The following is a 17392-nucleotide window of genomic DNA, read 5'->3' on the forward strand; positions in this document are numbered from 1 at the left end:
GGTACCGCGGGACTGGCGGTGGGGGTGGCCCGCGTCTGATAGATGTGGAGCCCCCCAAATGACCCCCGAGCAGATACGGGACGACGGACATGAGCGCCCCAACCCCGGCCCCCGGTGACGACAGGCCCCGCGAAGGGTATTACCCGGACCCGTCCATTCCTGGATATGTCCGGTACTGGAACGGTGCCGCGTGGGTACCGGGCACCAGCCGTCCGGCGCCCACGGACGGCGAACCGCTCGCCCCGCCGCCCGGCGCGGCCCCGGCGCCGGTCGAGGAGACGGGCCCGCACTTCTTCGACGAGGACCCGGCCGGCGAACCCGCCCCGGCCCAGGGCCAGTCCCAGCACGGCAGCCGCCCCGAGCCGGCCGTGGCGTGGGGCGCCGACCGCTCCCGTCAGTCCGGCTTCGGCGGCGACCAGGACCGCCGGGTCGCCTGGGGCGCCCCCGACCCGCGCACCCCGGCCCCGGCCGACGGCACCACCCCGAGCACGGACGGCACGGCCACGATCCCGCCGGCCGAGGACGCGGCCTCCAACAACACCTTCGTCTTCCGCCGCCCGACCCCGGGCCCCGCCGCCCAGGGCACCCCCGACACGGACCAGGGCACCATGACGTTCCGCGCCGTGTCCCCGCGCACGGGGAGCCAGGACGGAGCGCCCGCGGCACACCAGGGGCGCACACCGGGCTCGACTCCGGGCCAGGGGGCGAGTGGTGCGGCGGTTACAGCAGACACCGGCACGGCGTCGGCGGGCGCGGCCGGTTCGGGGGGCGCCCCGGGGGCGTCGGCGGGTGCGGCCGGTTCCGGGGGTGCCCTGGGTGCTGCGGCGGGTTCGGGCGGGTTCGGTTCGCGGCCCGGTGGCGGTACGGCCTCGGCGGGTGCGGCCGGTTCGGGGGGTGCCCCGGGGGCCGCGGCCGGTGCGGGCGGGTTCGGCGCTCCCGCCGCCCAGGGGCCCGGGTTCGCCGCGGGCAAGGCCGCCGTGGACCGGGCCGCCGCGCAGCAGGCCCAAGTCGCCGCCCCCACGGCCCTCTCCGGCCCGCAGGCGGCCTCGACGGTGCCCCAGCAGTCGGGCCCGCAGCCCGGCCCGCAGCCCGCGTCCCAGGTCCCCGCCCAAGGCGGCGCCCAAGTCCCCGCCCAAGGCGGCGCCCAAGGCGGTGCCCAGGGCGGCGCCCAGGCCGCGACTCCCGTCACCAGCGGCCCCGGCGGCGGTCAGCCCTCCTGGGCGCAGCAGGTGCACCGGCTCGCCGGAGCACCCGGCGAGGAGCAGCCCGTCGCGCCCTGGAAGCCGCCGGTCGAGGACGTCTTCCAGGCGGCTGCCCGGCGCCAGGCGTCCGCGCGGCCCGCCTCCCTCGGCAAGCGGTTCGCCGCCCGGCTGCTCGACACCGTCGTCCTCGCGGCCGTCACCGGCGTGGCCGCCGTACCGCTCGGCCTCAAGGCGATCGACCACGTCGACGAGAAGATCGAGGCGGCCAAGCTCTCCGGCGAGACCGTCACCGTATGGCTGCTGGACGGCACGACGTCGGCGTACCTCGGCATCGTGCTGGCCGTCCTGCTGGTCTTCGGCGCTCTCTACGAGGCGCTGCCCACCGCCAAGTGGGGCCGCACCCTGGGCAAGAAGCTGTTCGGCCTGGAGGTGCGCGACATCGAGGCGCACGAGCCGCCGTCCTTCGGCGGGGCCCTGCGCCGCTGGCTCGTCTACAGCGTCCCCGGACTGCTCGTCATCGGGGTCGTCGGCATCCTGTGGTGCCTGTTCGACAAGCCGTGGCGCCAGTGCTGGCACGACAAGGCCGCGCGTACGTTCGTCGCGGGATGACGGGGCACGGCGAACCGCCGGGGTGATGCCGTACCCCGGACGGCCGCTCGCCGGATGCGCGGGCGCCGGGTTCGCGGTCGACTCGGGCCATGAGCAGCGAACCGCCCCCCGGATCCGGTCAGCAGCCGCCGGAAGACGACCCGTTCAGGAAGCAGCCCCCGTCCGGGGACACCGGTGCGGGCGCCGGCTCGCCCTACGACGCCCCGCCCGGGGGCCAGGGCGGCCAGCCGCCGCCGTACGGCGGGCCCTACGGCGGTGACCCCTACGGCGGCGGCGGTTACCCGGCCGATCCGCTCGCGGGCATGCCCCCGCTCGCCGACAGCGGCAAGCGCACGCTGGCGCGGATCATCGACATGGTGATGGTGGCCGTCGTGGTCTGGCTGCTCACCTGGGCGTTCCGGGTCAGCGAGCTGGACGTGAACGCCGACGACGTCGATTACGGCAAGTCCTTCGGGCAGTCCCTGATCGCCGCCCTGCTCTACATCGGCTACGACACCTTCATGATCTCCAAGTCCGGGCAGACGCTGGGCAAGAAGTGGCTGGGCCTGCGGGTGGCCAACCTGGACAACGGCTCCACGCCCTCCGTGCAGACCGCGCTGGTCCGCTCGTTGGTGCTGTGGATCCCGTTCGCCTTCTGCTGCGCCTGCGTCTGGACCGCGATCTGCGGCGGCTGGAGCTTCTTCGACAAGCCCTACAAGCAGGGCCTGCACGACAAGGCGGCCAAGACGGTGGTGGTCAGCACCCGCTAGGCCCGCACGTCAGGAAGCGGCGCGCTCGGGTACCGGGGCGGGGGCGGGCGCGCCCTGCGCGGTGACCTGGGCCGGCCTGCGCAGGGCGATCACGCGTGCCTTTGGCCTCGGCACGGTCAGCGCGACCAGCAGTCCGAGGGCGAGTGCCGCGACGGCGATGAGTGCGATGCCCGCACCCGAACTCGTCTGTGACAGCAGCAGCATGGCGAGGGTCGAGAAGAGCACGGTGCACGAACCGTAGGCGAGCTGTGCGGCGGTCGGACGAGGCATGGTCATCGTGTCCTCGGATTCGGGGGTACACGGGGGGTGTGGACCTGGCATTCCGCCAACTTCCGGGCGTTCCGCCAATCGACTCTAATCGCGTGCATGCCCGAGCGGAACGAACAGTAAGCGTGACCTAACCAACAGTACCGGTGCACGGGGGGCGCACGGAGTCATGGCGTCCACCCAGTGGACGGCGTCGCGCGCCTGTCCAGCGGGGCGCGGGTGTCCGTAAAGCGGAATTCGACTCCGCATAGTGCAGTTGACCTGTTCAAGTCAAGGTCTGTCTTTTCCGGTGAACCTCTAGTCGAATGTCGTCACTTGACTACACGCGTTGATCACGCCCGCGCGAAATCCATGACCAGGAACCCTCCCGTCGCGCGCGCTCGAACGCGGGGGAGGATCTCAAGTGACGAAGAGGACCTGGACGTTCAGAGCGGCCGCGACGGCTGTCGCGCTCGCGGCGGCCACCGCCACGCTCTCGGCGTTCACCATGGCCCAGGCCGACGACACGGCCACGAGCCCCATCGACCGGCACGACCCGGCGCCGGTGCACCACGAGCACGAGCACGACCTCGAAGGCCCGCTGAGCAAGACGCAGGACGCCCAGCGCGAAGAGGCCCTGAAGCAGGTCATATCCGGCAAGGCCGAGGTGACCGAGCGCGAGGGCTCGAAGGTCGTCGAGCTCAAGAGCAGGAAGGGCGACAGCAAGTACGTCGAGCTCGGCCGCGAGAAGACCGACAAGATCTTTACCATCCTGGTGGAGTTCGGCGAGCAGACCAAGCCCGAGTTCGGCGGCACCCCCGGCCCGCTGCACAACCAGGTAGCCGAGCCGGACCGCACCCAGGACAACAGCACGGCCTGGCAGGCGGACTACGACCAGAAGCACTTCGAGGACCTCTACTTCGGCACCGGCAAGGGTGTCGAGTCGATGAAGAAGTACTACGAGAAGCAGTCCTCGGGCCGCTACTCCATCGAGGGCGAGGTCTCCGACTGGGTCAAGGTCCCCTACAACGAGGCCCGTTACGGCAACAACAAGTGCGGTGAGACCAACTGCCCGAGCGTGTGGAACATCGTCAGCGACGGTGTGACGGCCTGGGTCGCCCAGCAGAAGGCAGCGGGGCGGACCGACGCCGAGATCCAGGCGGACGTCAAGCAGTTCGACCAGCGGGACCGCTACGACTTCGACGGCGACGGCGACTTCAACGAGTCCGACGGCTACATCGACCACTTCCAGGTCGTGCACGCCGGTGAGGACGAGTCCGCGGGCGGCGGCGCCCAGGGCGAGGACGCGATCTGGGCCCACCGCTGGTACGCCTTCGGCACCGACGCCGGCGCCACCGGCCCGGACGACAACCGGCTCGGCGGCGCGCAGATCGGCTCCACCGGCATCTGGGTCGGCGACTACACGGTCCAGCCGGAGAACGGCGGACTCGGCGTCTTCGCCCACGAGTACGGCCACGACCTCGGTCTGCCGGACCACTACGACACCACCGGCGGCGGCGAGAACTCCACCGGCTTCTGGACCCTCATGTCCTCCGGCTCCTGGCTCGGCACCGGCAAGGAGGCCATCGGCGACCTGCCCGGTGACATGACCTCCTGGGACAAGCTCCAGCTGGGCTGGCTCGACTACGCCAAGGCGAAGGCCGCGACCAAGTCGAAGCACAAGCTGGGCGTCGCCGCGTACAACACCAAGAACAAGCAGGCGCTCATCGTCGACCTGCCCAAGAAGGCGGTGACGACCGAGATCGTCGCCCCCGCCGAGGGCACGCACCAGTGGTGGAGCGGCAGCGGCGACAACCTCAAGAACACGCTGACCCGTTCCGTCGACCTCACCGGCAAGGCGTCGGCGACGCTGGCCTTCGACGGCTGGTACGCCATCGAGGCGGGCTACGACTACCTCTACACCGAGGTCTCCACCGACGGCGGCGCCAACTGGACCGCCCTGGACGGCACCGCGGACGGCCGGGCCATCCCGCGCGACGGCAGCGACAAGCCCGCGCTCAGCGGCTTCTCGGAGACGTACCAGAAGCTGTCCTTCCCGCTGGACGCCTACGCCGGCAAGAAGATCGACCTGCGCTTCCGCTACGCCACCGACGGCGGCGTGGCCGAGAAGGGCTTCGCGGCCGACCGGATCTCGGTCACCGCTGGGGGTACCCCCTCTGGGGGAGGCACCGCGCTGTTCACCGACAACGCCGAGACGGCGGACGCCGCCTGGACGGCCAACGGCTTCCAGCGCATGGGCGCGTCGTTCACCAAGGACTACGCGCAGTACTACATCGCCGAGAACCGCCAGTACGTGTCGTACGACGAGACGCTGAAGGCCGGCCCGTACAACTTCGGCTTCTCCACGACCCGTCCGAGCTGGGTGGAGCACTACCCGTACCAGAACGGCCTGTTGATCTGGAAGTGGGACACCTCCCAGGCGGACAACAACACCAGCAAGCACCCGGGCGTCGGCCTGATCCTGCCGGTCGACTCGCACCCGACGGCGCTGAAGTGGTCCGACGGCACGCCGATGCGCAGCCGGATCCAGGCCTACGACTCGCCGTTCAGCCTGTACCGCACGGACGGCATCACGCTGCACAACGCGGACGTCGCGACCAGGATCCCCTCGTCGAAGGGGGTGCCGGTCTTCAACGACCACACCCACACCTACTACGACGAGACGACCCCGCTCGCCGGTGTCAACGTCACTGACACCAACACCAAGATCAAGATCGTCAAGGAGGCCAAGAACGGCTCGACGATCTCGGTCGAGGTCGGGCCCGCGGTGAAGTAGGCGGCATTTTCGCAGGTCAGAAGCGTATCGGCGGTGACCCCTGGCGGGTTGCCGCCGATCCGTGTTTAGGTGCGTCCTGTGGCTCTCTTATTGACACCGACGCACCCGGGGATGTGACCGCATGGCCGCAGGAGGTTTCTGCAAGCTGCCGACCGGCAGCGTGGTGGTGGCGCTGAACCTGCCGACGCCCACCCCGCACGGCACCGGCTCGGTCCGTTTCCTGGTGCACGCCCAGAACCGCGCGCGAGCCCTGACCAGGCTCCGCAATCTGGGCCTGCGGGCGGTCTACCTGCGCGGCAACGCCGCCCCGCCGACCCCGGACGAGATCACCGCGGTCCTGCACCACCCCGACGGCCTGATATGGCGGACGGCCCCTGACAACGGTGTCGCCCTGGCCCCGGACCTCGCCCAGGAGCTGTGGCGCCCGATCAGGGCCCTGCTGCGAAGACCGACGGCACAGGCCTAGCCCGGCACGGGCCTACGCGACGACCGGCTTCCCGGTCAGTTCGATGCCGGCCTCGCGCATCTCCTCCAGGGCGCGGCCGGTGGTCTCCTCGGCGACCCCCGCGGTCAGCTCCAGCAGGACACGCGTACGGAGCCCTTCCCGGGCCGCGTCCACGGCCGTGGCCCGGACGCAGTGGTCGGTGGCGATGCCCACCACGTCCACCTCCGAGACCTCCCGGTCCCGCAGCCAGTCGGCGAGCGTCACGCCGTTCTCGTCGACCCCCTCGAACCCGCTGTAGGCGGCCGCGTACGCCCCCTTGTCGAAGACGGCGTCGATCGCGCCGGAGGCGACGGCCGGGGCGAAGTTCGGGTGGAAGCCCACGCCCTCGGTGCCGGCGACGCAGTGCGCCGGCCAGGAGTGGACGTAGTCCGGGTTGTCGGCGAAGTGGCCGCCGGGCGCGATGTGGTGGTCGCGGGTGGCCACCACATGCTGGTAGCCGGAACCGGCGGCCTGCCCGACCAGCTCGGTGATGGCGGCGGCGACATCCGCGCCCCCGGCCACCGCGAGGCTGCCCCCCTCGCAGAAGTCGTTCTGCACGTCTACGACGATCAAGGCGCGGCGCATGATGGCTGTCCTTCGACTATGGGTGAACTCACGAGCCTAGAGACTGGGACGGCACTGCGGGAGGGGCACCGCAGTTAGCTACCCGACCGCACCGGGAGGTACTCCGTCGGAAGGACGGGTTCCCCTCGGGACAGCTGGGTCGCGGACAGCGGCAGCCCCGCGCGGGCGGCGATGTGCCGGTCCCGTACGACGTCCAGCGGCTCCCGGGCCACCACCTCGCCGCCCTTGACCAGCTGCACCTGCAGCTGGCGGTCGGCCAGCTCCGCGGGGACCGCGTCCGTGCCGACGACCTCGGCCTCCGCGATGCCGTACCGGTCGAGGCGGCGCGCCGCCCACTTGCGGCCGCCGATGGAGGTCTTGCCGCCGGAGGACTTCTTCGCCACCGGCACCAGCGGGGCCTGCGGGTCGGCGGACCCGGCGCGGGCGACCAGCTTGTAGACCATCGAGCAGGTCGGATGCCCGGAGCCGGTCACCAGCTGGGTGCCGACGCCGTACGCGTCCACCGGCGCCGCCGCCAGCGAGGCGATGGCGTACTCGTCGAGATCCGAGGTCACGATGATCCTCGTGTCCCGGGCGCCCAGCTCGTCCAGCTGCTGGCGCACCCGGTGGGCCACCAGGAGCAGGTCCCCGGAGTCGATGCGGACGGCGCCCAGCCCGGGGCCGGCGACCTCCACCGCCGTACGGACGGCCTCGGTGACGTCGTAGGTGTCCACCAGCAGGGTGGTGCCCCGGCCGAGCGCGTCGACCTGCGCCCGGAAGGCGTCCCGCTCGCTGTCGTGCAGCAGGGTGAAGGCGTGCGCGGAGGTGCCGACGGTCGGGATGCCGTAGCGGAAACCGGCCGCCAGGTCGGAGGTGGTGGTGAAGCCGCCGACGTACGCGGCGCGCGCGGCGGCGACCGCGGCGAGCTCATGGGTGCGCCGGGCGCCCATCTCGATCAGCGGCCTCTCCCCGGCCGCCGAGGACATCCGGGAGGCGGCCGCGGCGATGGCCGAGTCGTGGTTGAGGATCGACAGGATCACCGTCTCCAGCAGCACGCACTCGGCGAAGGAGCCCTCCACCCGCATGATCGGCGAGCCCGGGAAGTACACCTCGCCCTCGGGATAGCCCCAGATGTCGCCGCTGAAGCGGTAGCCGGCGAGCCAGTCCAGGGTCTCCTCGTCGACGATGGCCCGCTCGCGCAGGAAGCCGAGGACGCCCGGGTCGAAACGGAAGTTCTCCACGGCGTCCAGCACCCGGCCGGTGCCCGCGACCACGCCGTAGCGGCGCCCCTCCGGCAGCCGGCGGGAGAAGACCTCGAAGACGCTCCGCCGCTCGGCCGTGCCCGCTTTCAGGGCGGCCCGGAGCATCGTCAGCTCGTACTGGTCCGTGAAGAGCGCCGTCGAGGGAACATCCACCGGCAGCCCAAGGTCCGCTGTGTTCATGACGAGGACTCTACCCTACTTCGCGTCAGTGTGACGATTTCTGGTGCCCGTGGCAGCATGGGCCATGTGACGTCACCCGCTCCCGTAGAGATCGAACGCACCGAGTCGGCGGAAGAGGTTTCCGCCGTTCCCGAGCCCGACGTCCCCTGGGTCACGATCGTCCACAATGACCCGGTCAACCTCATGAGCTATGTGACGTACGTCTTCCAGACGTACTTCGGCTACTCCAAGGACAAGGCCACCAAGCTCATGCTCGACGTCCACCACAAGGGCCGTGCGGTCGTCTCCAGCGGCAGCCGCGAGGAGATGGAACGCGATGTGCAGGCCATGCACGGCTACGGCTTGTGGGCCACCCTCCAGCAGGACCGGAAGTAGCGACGACCGCTGATGCCAGGAACCTTCGAACCGCTCCCCGGCGGCGGCGCGGCCGTCGCCCTCGACGACGTCGAGATCTCCATCATCCGGTCCCTGGCCGTCCAGCTCCTGGAGCTGATCGGACCCGGACCCGGCGCGGAGACCACCGAGGACCCGCTCGCCGAACTCTTCGCCGACGGCCCGAGCGAACCGCCCGCCGACCCCGTGCTGCGCCGGCTCTTCCCGGACGCCTACGGCGACCCCGAGGGCACGCCCGGCCCCGAGCAGGCCGAGGAGCAGCGCGCGTACTCCGCGGAGTTCCGCCGCTACACCGAGAACGACCTGCGCGCCGGCAAGCGGGACAACGCCCTCGCGGTGATCCGCTCCCTGGACGAGCTGAGCGCCGCGGGCGAGGGCGGGGCGGTCCTGAAGCTGTCGGCGGAGGAGTCCCGCCAGTGGCTGAGCGCCCTCAACGACCTGCGCCTGGCGATCGGCTCCCGCCTCGACATCGTCGACGAGGACGACACCGACCTGCTCTACCGGCTGCCGGACGAGGACCCGCGCAAGCCGATGGTGATGGCCTACCTCTGGCTGGGCGGGCTCCAGGAGACCCTCGTCTCCACCCTCATGCCCTGATCGTGACGGTCGCGCCCAGGTGATGTGTTCGCTCAGCGGACGCTCAAATCCGGATAACGATCACATCACCCTCCCGGCCGACTGTGTCCCTTTCGCGCCCTCTTTGCCCACTTCTCCGTGTGCAATGCGCCACAAATCGCCTCGCTGATCACGATGGCGGCCGTGATAGATCTTCACGACCGCCCGGCGAACACCACCCATGTTCCGTCCGGGTGCGCCACCGACCGGCAGACCGCCGGTCAGGCAGAACGCTCCAGTCAATCCGGGGGGGATCGAGATCCGGTCCGCGGCCGACGTCAGGCCCGGGTCGGTGTGGAGAAAGGCGCACCAATCACATGACCTCCGTCCAGGTCGACACGGAGAAGGCTCCGGAAGAGGGCTACGAGCGCGGCCTCGGCAGCCGCCAGGTCCAGATGATCGCGATCGGCGGCGCCATCGGCGTCGGCCTCTTCCTGGGCGCCGGGGCGAACATCGCCAAGGCCGGTCCCAGCCTCATCCTCATGTACGCCCTCGCCGGCGTCATCATCTTCTTCATCATGCGGGCGCTCGGTGAGCTGCTCCTCTACCGCCCGGTCTCGGGTTCCTTCGCGGAGTACTCCCGCGAGTTCCTCGGCCCGTTCTTCGGTTACTTCACCGGCTGGACGTACTGGCTGATGTGGGTCGTCACCGGCATGGCCGAGCTGACGGCCGCCGCGATCTACGTCAACTACTGGTTCCCGGAGATCCCGCAGTGGGTCACGGCCCTGGTCTTCCTGCTGGTGCTGTTCGCCGCCAACCTGATCTCGGTGAAGCTGTTCGGCGAGATCGAGTTCTGGTTCTCGATGGTCAAGGTCACCGCCCTGATCGGCATGATCGTGATCGGTCTCGGGGTGCTCACCTTCGGCTTCAGCTCCGCCGGTGACACCGCCGCGGTCTCCAACCTCTGGGCCTTCGACGGGTTCTTCCCCAAGGGCGTCGGCTCGTCCCTGATGACCCTTCAGGGCGTCATGTTCGCCTACCTCGCCGTCGAGCTCGTCGGTGTCACCGCGGGCGAGTCCGAGAACCCGGAGAAGACCCTCCCCAAGGCGATCAACACCCTGCCCTGGCGGATCGCCCTGTTCTACGTCGGTGCCCTCACCGTCATCCTGTGCGTGGTCAAGTGGACCGAGTTCGGCGAGGGCGTCAGCCCCTTCGTCGCGGCCTTCGCGAAGATCGGCATCCCGGCGGGCGCGGCCATCGTCAACTTCGTGGTGCTGACCGCCGCCCTGTCCTCCTGCAACTCGGGCATGTACTCCACGGGCCGCATGCTGCGGAACCTGGCCGACAGCGGTGAGGCCCCCGCGGTCTTCAAGAAGCTCTCCTCGACCAAGACCCCGGCCTTCGGCATCACCATCTCCGTGCTCTTCATGGGCATCGGCGTGATCCTGAACTACATCGTCCCGGAGAAGGCCTTCGGCTACGTCGTCTCCGTCGCCACCGCGGCCGGCATCTGGACCTGGCTGATGATCCTGGTCAGCCACGTCCGCTACCGCCGCGCGGTCGACGCGGGCCGGCTGCCGGCCTCGTCCTTCCCGGCCCCCGGCGGCGCGAAGTGCAGCTGGGTCGCCATCGCCTTCCTGCTCTTCGTCACCGGCATCATCGCCAAGGACCCCGACTCCCGCGTCTGCCTGTACGTGATGGCGGGCTGGGCGGCGGCGCTGGGCATCGGCTGGCTCGTGCTGAAGTCCCGGAATCCCGAGGTCACGCGGCGCCGTGAGGCGGAGTTCGAGAAGGTGGGCTGACCAGCACCGTCCTAGCATGTGGGCGGCTTCGTACCACTCTTCGGTACGGAGTCGCCCTTCTGCTTATCCTGGCGGGCATGCTGACCATCACCCAGGCCCTCGTCGACCAGATCGTCGCGCACGCGCGCAAGGACCATCCCGACGAGGCGTGCGGCGTCATCGCGGGGCCGGCCGGCGCCGACCGCCCCGAGCGCTTCATCCCGATGCTGAACGCCGCCATGTCGCCCACGTTCTACGAGTTCGACTCCGGCGACCTGCTCAAGCTCTACCGCGAGATGGACGACCGGGACGAGGAACCGGTGGTCATCTACCACTCGCACACGGCCACCGAGGCCTACCCCTCCCGCACCGACATCTCCTACGCCAACGAGCCCGGCGCGCACTACGTCCTGGTCTCCACCGCCGACACCGACGGCCTCGGGGAGTTCCAGTTCCGCTCCTTCCGGATCCTGGAGGGCGAGGTCACGGAGGAGGAGGTCAGGGTCGTGGAGGCCTACTGAATCCCGCCAATCTCGGATCGTGGATGATTTACGTCCGTATGGTGAGATCACACTCCTGGAGCCGGTCCGGGAATCGATACGATGAGCCCATGGTTCTTCTCGACGTGAGCGACAAGGCGCCGGGCACGCTGCTCGTTGCGCGGCTGCACGTCGACCTGTGCAGGCTGAACAGCGCCATCTGTTGACCGTCCCGCTGTAGCCGTACGGCCGTGCCGCCGCGGCGCGCCGTCGACGCGCGCGCCCACTGAGACCAGACCACTTTTCCGACAGGAGCCCCTTGCCATGGCCATCGAGGTCCGCATCCCCACCATCCTCCGCCAGTACACCGACGGTCAGAAGGCGGTGGAGGGCAGCGGTGACACCCTCGCCGACCTGTTCACCGACCTCGAGACCCGTCATGCGGGCATCCAGGCCCGGCTCATCGACCAGGCGAACGGCGAGCAGCTGCGCCGCTTCGTGAACGTGTACCTCAACGACGAGGACGTCCGCTTCCTCGAGGGCATCAACACCAAGCTCACCGACGGCGACAGCGTCACGATCCTGCCGGCCGTGGCCGGCGGCATGGTCTGATCCCGTATGCGCTACGACTCCCCGCTGGCCGCGGTGGGCAACACCCCTCTGGTGCGCCTGCCGCGGCTGTCGCCGTCCGCCGACGTCCGGATCTGGGCCAAGCTGGAGGACCGCAACCCCACCGGCTCGATCAAGGACCGTCCGGCCCTGCACATGATCGAGCAGGCGGAGAAGGACGGCCGGCTCACCCCGGGCTGCACCATCCTGGAGCCCACCTCCGGCAACACCGGCATCTCCCTCGCCATGGCGGCCAAGCTCAAGGGCTACCGCATGGTCTGCGTGATGCCCGAGAACACCTCCCAGGAGCGCCGGGACCTGCTCGGCATGTGGGGCGCGCAGATCATCTCCTCCCCGGCGGCGGGCGGCTCCAACACGGCCGTACGCGTGGCCAAGGAGCTGTCGGCCGAGCACCCGGACTGGGTGATGCTCTACCAGTACGGCAACCCGGACAACGCGGGCGCCCACTACGCCGGCACCGGCCCCGAGATCCTCTCCGACCTGCCGTCCATCACCCACTTCGTGGCCGGCCTCGGCACGACGGGCACGCTGATGGGCGTGGGCCGCTTCCTGCGCGAGAACAAGCCCGACGTGAAGATCGTCGCCGCGGAGCCGCGCTACGACGACCTGGTGTACGGCCTGCGCAACCTCGACGAGGGCTTCGTGCCCGAGCTGTACGACGCGTCGGTGCTGACCACCCGCTTCTCCGTCGGCTCGGCGGACGCGGTCACCCGCACCCGGGAGCTGCTCCAGCAGGAGGGCATCTTCGCGGGCGTCTCCACGGGCGCGGCCCTGCACGCCGCGATCGGCGTCGGCAACAAGGCGCTGAAGGCGGGGGAGTCCGCCGACATCGTGTTCGTCGTGGCCGACGGCGGCTGGAAGTACCTGTCGACCGGCGTCTACACGGCGGCCACCACCGAGGAAGCGATCGAGACGCTGCAAGGACAGCTCTGGGCGTAGCCGCTCAGCCCGCCAGGTGTCGGACCTGGTCCCACAGGACCGGGTCCACCACCCCCGCCTTGCGGCGGAAGTCCCGCACCGGCACCTCGCGCAGCTCGTCCGTCTCCAGGAAGCTCGCCCGCCCCTGAGCGTCGCTCACCGCACCCGGCGGCAGCGGGATCACCCCCGACCGCTCGTCGTGGTACTGGCTGGTGATCTTCGCGACGCGCACCCGCCTGCCGTGCACCGCCAGCACCAGACACGGCCGGTCCTTCGCCCCCGGCCGGTCCTCGAACGGCACGCTCGCCCACCAGATCTCCGTGGGCCGCGGCCGCACGGCCGGCCCACGCCGGTCCAGCCGCCCGGAGGTCCTGCGCCCCCAGCCGTCCACGAGTGCGGCGACGAGCGCGAGCAGCACCACCGCGGCGAGCGCCAGCCACCATGACGTGTCCATACGACGACGTTACCGGCGCGCGCTCACCTGCGCGCGCCCTTCCCGCGCCTCAGGCGCCCCACTGCCAGCCGAACGCGTGACACCACAGGTGAGTTCGCCCACAACAGCCCTTGGCGGAGGAGCGACCGGCCCTTTCGCGCCTTACGCTCGACGAACCGCACGACCCCCGTCGCCCCCTGTCCGGACATCCCCGCCCGCGGAGGTTTCTGCTTCATGAAGCTCACCGTCGTCGGCTGCTCGGGGTCGTTCCCGTCCGCGGATTCGGCCTGCTCGAGCTACCTCGTCGAGGCCGACGGCTTCCGGCTGCTCCTCGACATGGGCAATGGCGCCCTCGGCGAGCTGCAGCGCCACTGCGGTCTCTACGACCTCGACGCGATCTTCCTGAGCCATCTGCACGTCGACCACTGCATCGACATGTGCGCCTACTTCGTCGCGCGGTACTACCGGCACGACGGCGGCCGCTGCGCCCCCATCCCGGTCTACGGACCCGAAGGCACCGAGCACCGGCTGACCACGGCCTACGCCGACACCCCCTCGGCCTCCTCGATGAGCGAGGTCTTCGACTTCCACACCGTCAAGCCCTCCACCTTCGAGCTCGGCCCGTTCACGGTGCACACCGAGCGGGTGGCCCATCCGGTGGAGGCGTACGGCATCCGCGTCGAGCACGGCGGGCGGTCCCTGACGTACTCCGGTGACACCGGTGTCACCGCCACGCTCGACGAACTCGCCCGCGACACCGATCTGTTCCTGTGCGAGGCGGCCTTCACGCACGGCAAGGAGACCATCCCCGACCTGCACCTCAACGGCCGCGAGGCGGGTGAGACGGCGGCCCGGGCGGGCGCCCGCCGCCTGGTGCTGACCCACATTCCCCCGTGGACCGACCCCCAGGCCAACCTGGCCGACGCGCGCGCGGTCTACGACGGTCCGGTGGAACTGGCGGCGCCGCGGCGGACGTACGAGATCTGAAGGCCACGTGCACGAAGGCCCCGGAACCGGCTCGGTTCCGGGGCCTTCGTCCTGTCGTACGGGCTACTTGGCCTCGGCCTTCTGCAGCTCCGCCAGCTCCTCGTCGGACTCTCGGCCCGGCGTCGGAAGGTTGAACTTGGTGATCGCGAAGCGGAAGAGGACGTAGTAGACCGCCGCGAAGACCAGGCCGATCGGGATGATCAGCCAGGGCTTGGTGGACAGCGACCAGTTGAGTCCGTAGTCGATGGCACCCGCGGAGAAGGTGAAGCCCGCGTGGACGCCGAGCGCCCAGGTGATCGCCATGGACAGGGCGGTGAGCACCGCGTGGATCGCGTAGAGCACCGGCGCGATGAACATGAACGAGAACTCGATCGGCTCGGTGACACCGGTCACGAAGGAGGTCAGCGCGAGCGAGACCATCATGCCCATCACGGCCTTGCGGCGCTCGGGGCGGGCGGCGTGCGCGATCGCGATCGCGGCGGCCGGCAGACCGAACATCATGATCGGGAAGAAGCCCGACATGAACTGACCGGCGTCCGGGTCGCCCGCGAAGAAGCGGTTCAGGTCACCGTGCACGACCTCGCCGGCGGCGTTGGTGAAGTCACCGATCTGGAACCAGGAGACGGTGTTGACGAACTGGTGCATGCCGATCGGGATCAGCGCGCGGTTGATCAGACCGAACAGACCGGCACCCGCGGCGCCCAGACCGGTGATCCACTCGCCGACTTCCGAGATGCCCTCACCGATCGGCTCCCAGACCAGGCCGAAGAAGACACCCATGACGGTGCCGACGAAGGCCATGATGATCGGCACGAGACGGCGGCCGTTGAAGAAGCCGAGCCAGTCCACCAGCTTGGTGCGGTGGAAGCGCTGCCACAGCACGGCGGAGAGCAGACCCATGAGGATGCCGCCCAGGACACCCGGATTGTTGTAGGTCGCGGCTATGTCCGCGCCCTTCTGCACCTTTGCCTCGGTGACCGGGAACGCCTTGAGGACATTGCTGTAGACCAGGAAGCCCACCAGCGCGGCCAGCGCGGTCGAGCCGTCGGCCTTCTTCGCGAAGCCGATCGCGACGCCGATGCAGAACAGCAGCGGCAGGTTGTCGAAGATCGCGCCACCGGCCGTGGCGAAGACCGCCGTGACCTTGTCGGGCAGGTTCAGCTTCTCCTGAACGTCGGCCTGACCCAGGCGCAGCAGAATGCCCGCCGCGGGCAGGACGGCGATCGGGAGCTGGAGGCTGCGGCCGACCTTCTGCAGGCCCTGGAACAGACCGGATCCCCACTTCTTTGTGGGGGCCGCCGATGCGGTGGCGGTGCTCATAGACTTCCTCCATCGGGTGGTGGTCTACACCACTCAGTGGTGTAGACCTGTTCTAGCACGATGAAGGGCACATAAGGAACCCGCGATTCCGTCACCGGAACCGCGGGTTGCGCAACCGTTATTCGAGGCTTTCGTCAGACCTTTGTGACGTCCTCCACCTCGTCCTCCGGCTCCCGTCCCGGCGTCTTCAGATCGAATCTCGTGATCGCGAACCGGAAGATCACGTAATACACGACGGCGAAGACCAGGCCGATCGGAATGATCGCCCACGGCCTGGTGGCCAGATTCCAGTTGATGACGTAGTCGATGAGCCCGGCGGAGAAGCTGAAGCCGTCGTGCACCCCGAGCCCCCACGTCACCGCCATCGACACACCCGTCAGCAGCGCGTGCACCACGTACAGCAGCGGCGCGATGAACAGGAACGAGTACTCGATCGGCTCGGTGATCCCGGTGACGAACGAGGTCAGCGCCACCGAGAGCATCAGACCGCCGACCTCCTTGCGGCGGTGCGGCTTCGCGCAGTGCGTGATGGCCAGGGCCGCGGCCGGCAGCGCGAACATCATGATCGGGAAGAACCCCGAGGTGAACTGGCCCGCGTCCGGGTCGCCCGCCAGGAACATGTTGATGTCGCCGTGCACCTCGGTGCCGTCCGGCTTGGTGTACGTGCCGAACTGGAACCAGATGGGCACGTTCAGGAACTGGTGCAGGCCGATCACCAGCAGGGCCCGGTTCGCGATGCCGAAGATGCCCGCACCCCAGGCGCCCGCGTCGCTCAGCCAGTCGCTGAAACTCTCCAGCGCGTCACCGATCGGCGGCCACACCCACAGGCACAGCGCGGCGAAGGCGATGGCGACGAACGCCATGATGATCGGCACCAGCCGGCGGCCGTTGAAGAAGCCCAGCCAGTCCACCAGCCTGGTGCGGTGGTAGCGGGCCCAGAAGAAGGCCGCCAGCAGACCGATGACGATGCCGCCGAACACCCCGGGGTTCTGGTAGGTGAACGCCTGCACCGTGCCGTCGACGGTCCCCCGGCAGCCGACGTTCGGGACCGCCTCCGTGCCGTCCGGGCAGTCCTCCGGGAACTGGCGCAGCACGTTGTAGTAGACGAGGAAGCCCGCCACCGCCGCCAGCGCGGTCGAGCCGTCCGCCTTCTTCGCCATGCCGATCGCGACACCGATGCAGAACAGCAGCGGCAGCCCCAGCGAGCCGTCGAGCAGTGCGCCGCCCGCCCCGGCCATCACCCGGGAGACGTTGTTCCAGCCGAGGCCCTCGTCGCCGAACACATCGGGCTGGCCCAGCCGGTTCAGGATGCCCGCGGCCGGCAGCACGGCGATCGGGAGCTGAAGACTGCGGCCCATCTTCTGCAGGCCCTGGAACGCCGACTGCCACCGCCGACGTGCTGGAGAGATCTCGGTGGGGGCATTCATCAGTTGGCGACCGCCTGTCAGGTGGTGTAGACCAGTTATCGACGATTGGGTTGCTGTGACGTCATCTTTCGGTACGTACGGCGCAATCGCTCGTAAAGTTGGGCCAACTGTGCGTGAGGAGACCGAAATGGCCAGCAAGGCTGAGAAGATCGTTGCCGGACTCGGCGGTATCGAGAACATCGAGGAAGTCGAGGGCTGCATCACGCGTCTGCGCACCGAGGTCGGCGACGCCTCCCTCGTCGACGAGGCGGCCCTCAAGGCGGCCGGCGCCCACGGAGTCGTCAAGATGGGCACGGCGATCCAGGTGGTCATCGGCACCGACGCCGACCCGATCGCGGCGGAGATCGAAGACATGATGTGAGCACACCGCTCACCC

The 17392-nt window shown here is 69.7% G+C and carries 19 protein-coding genes; 13 read left to right on the forward strand and 6 right to left on the reverse strand.

Annotated features, from left to right (window positions below):
- Positions 1–89 precede the first annotated feature (89 nt).
- Positions 90–1811, forward strand: coding sequence for an RDD family protein (locus ACWD1Z_RS15945; RefSeq protein ID WP_451119065.1), 1722 nt, complete (start codon positions 90–92; stop codon positions 1809–1811).
- An 89-nt stretch (positions 1812–1900) separates the two neighbouring features.
- Positions 1901–2560, forward strand: a complete 660-nt coding sequence (locus ACWD1Z_RS15950) for an RDD family protein (RefSeq protein WP_451119067.1) — start codon at positions 1901–1903, stop codon at positions 2558–2560.
- A gap of 9 nt (positions 2561–2569) precedes the next feature.
- Here ACWD1Z_RS15950 and ACWD1Z_RS15955 read toward each other — a convergent pair whose 3' ends face one another.
- Positions 2570–2830, reverse strand: a complete 261-nt coding sequence (locus ACWD1Z_RS15955; RefSeq protein WP_451119069.1) for a hypothetical protein — start codon at positions 2828–2830, stop codon at positions 2570–2572.
- 400 nt (positions 2831–3230) lie between these two features.
- Here ACWD1Z_RS15955 and ACWD1Z_RS15960 point away from each other — a divergent pair, with 400 nt between their 5' ends.
- Both ACWD1Z_RS15960 and ACWD1Z_RS15965 read left to right on the forward strand, forming a co-directional pair.
- On the forward strand, positions 3231–5603 hold the full coding sequence (locus ACWD1Z_RS15960) for an immune inhibitor A domain-containing protein (protein WP_451119071.1): 2373 nt from the start codon (positions 3231–3233) through the stop codon (positions 5601–5603).
- 121 nt (positions 5604–5724) lie between these two features.
- Complete coding sequence (locus ACWD1Z_RS15965; RefSeq protein WP_451119073.1) at positions 5725–6069, forward strand: hypothetical protein; 345 nt, start codon at positions 5725–5727, stop codon at positions 6067–6069.
- Positions 6070–6081: 12 nt separating this feature from the next.
- Here the strand turns inward: ACWD1Z_RS15965 and ACWD1Z_RS15970 are convergent, their stop codons facing one another.
- Together ACWD1Z_RS15970 and ACWD1Z_RS15975 are read right to left on the reverse strand one after the other, a co-directional pair.
- Entirely contained in the window at positions 6082–6672 is a 591-nt protein-coding gene (locus ACWD1Z_RS15970) for an isochorismatase family protein (protein ID WP_451119075.1), read from the reverse strand.
- Between the two features lie 74 nt (positions 6673–6746).
- The gene (locus tag ACWD1Z_RS15975) at positions 6747–8093 is read right to left on the reverse strand and encodes a nicotinate phosphoribosyltransferase (RefSeq protein ID WP_451119076.1); all 1347 of its coding nucleotides are present in this window, start codon (positions 8091–8093) and stop codon (positions 6747–6749) included.
- 57 nt (positions 8094–8150) lie between these two features.
- Here ACWD1Z_RS15975 and clpS point away from each other — a divergent pair, with 57 nt between their 5' ends.
- From clpS to ACWD1Z_RS16010, 7 genes are all read left to right on the forward strand, one after another.
- Positions 8151–8468, forward strand: coding sequence for an ATP-dependent Clp protease adapter ClpS (gene clpS, locus ACWD1Z_RS15980; RefSeq protein ID WP_389415744.1), 318 nt, complete (start codon positions 8151–8153; stop codon positions 8466–8468).
- Between the two features lie 12 nt (positions 8469–8480).
- Entirely contained in the window at positions 8481–9083 is a 603-nt protein-coding gene (locus tag ACWD1Z_RS15985) for a DUF2017 domain-containing protein (protein WP_451119077.1), read from the forward strand.
- A 335-nt stretch (positions 9084–9418) separates the two neighbouring features.
- Positions 9419–10843 carry an amino acid permease gene (locus tag ACWD1Z_RS15990; protein WP_451119078.1) on the forward strand — a complete coding sequence of 475 codons (1425 nt, stop codon included), beginning with the start codon at positions 9419–9421 and terminating at the stop codon, positions 10841–10843.
- A gap of 77 nt (positions 10844–10920) precedes the next feature.
- Positions 10921–11343: a Mov34/MPN/PAD-1 family protein gene (locus ACWD1Z_RS15995; protein WP_250076341.1), complete on the forward strand. Its 423-nt coding sequence runs from the start codon at positions 10921–10923 to the stop codon at positions 11341–11343.
- Between the two features lie 89 nt (positions 11344–11432).
- The gene (locus ACWD1Z_RS16000; protein ID WP_019065921.1) at positions 11433–11528 is read left to right on the forward strand and encodes a putative leader peptide; all 96 of its coding nucleotides are present in this window, start codon (positions 11433–11435) and stop codon (positions 11526–11528) included.
- Between the two features lie 97 nt (positions 11529–11625).
- On the forward strand, positions 11626–11913 hold the full coding sequence (locus ACWD1Z_RS16005; RefSeq protein ID WP_451119080.1) for a MoaD/ThiS family protein: 288 nt from the start codon (positions 11626–11628) through the stop codon (positions 11911–11913).
- A 6-nt stretch (positions 11914–11919) separates the two neighbouring features.
- A complete protein-coding gene (locus ACWD1Z_RS16010) occupies positions 11920–12870 on the forward strand; it encodes a PLP-dependent cysteine synthase family protein (RefSeq protein WP_451119082.1) in 951 nt (316 codons plus the stop codon).
- A 4-nt stretch (positions 12871–12874) separates the two neighbouring features.
- Here ACWD1Z_RS16010 and ACWD1Z_RS16015 read toward each other — a convergent pair whose 3' ends face one another.
- On the reverse strand, positions 12875–13303 hold the full coding sequence (locus tag ACWD1Z_RS16015) for a type II toxin-antitoxin system PemK/MazF family toxin (protein WP_451119083.1): 429 nt from the start codon (positions 13301–13303) through the stop codon (positions 12875–12877).
- A gap of 213 nt (positions 13304–13516) precedes the next feature.
- Between ACWD1Z_RS16015 and ACWD1Z_RS16020 the strand changes: the two genes are divergently transcribed.
- Positions 13517–14269 (forward strand): MBL fold metallo-hydrolase, encoded by a 753-nt coding sequence (locus tag ACWD1Z_RS16020; protein ID WP_451119085.1) that lies wholly within the window; start codon positions 13517–13519, stop codon positions 14267–14269.
- A 63-nt stretch (positions 14270–14332) separates the two neighbouring features.
- On the opposite strand, the gene ACWD1Z_RS16025 is transcribed toward ACWD1Z_RS16020, so the two are convergent.
- Complete coding sequence (locus ACWD1Z_RS16025) at positions 14333–15589, reverse strand: PTS transporter subunit EIIC (protein WP_451119086.1); 1257 nt, start codon at positions 15587–15589, stop codon at positions 14333–14335.
- 134 nt (positions 15590–15723) lie between these two features.
- Positions 15724–17016, reverse strand: a complete 1293-nt coding sequence (locus ACWD1Z_RS16030) for a PTS transporter subunit EIIC (protein ID WP_451119088.1) — start codon at positions 17014–17016, stop codon at positions 15724–15726.
- A gap of 127 nt (positions 17017–17143) precedes the next feature.
- On the opposite strand from ACWD1Z_RS16030, the gene ACWD1Z_RS16035 reads away from it, so the two are divergent.
- Positions 17144–17377 carry a glucose PTS transporter subunit EIIB gene (locus tag ACWD1Z_RS16035; protein ID WP_451119089.1) on the forward strand — a complete coding sequence of 78 codons (234 nt, stop codon included), beginning with the start codon at positions 17144–17146 and terminating at the stop codon, positions 17375–17377.
- Positions 17378–17392 lie beyond the last annotated feature (15 nt).

The organism is Streptomyces sp. NPDC002784 (assembly GCF_053592135.1).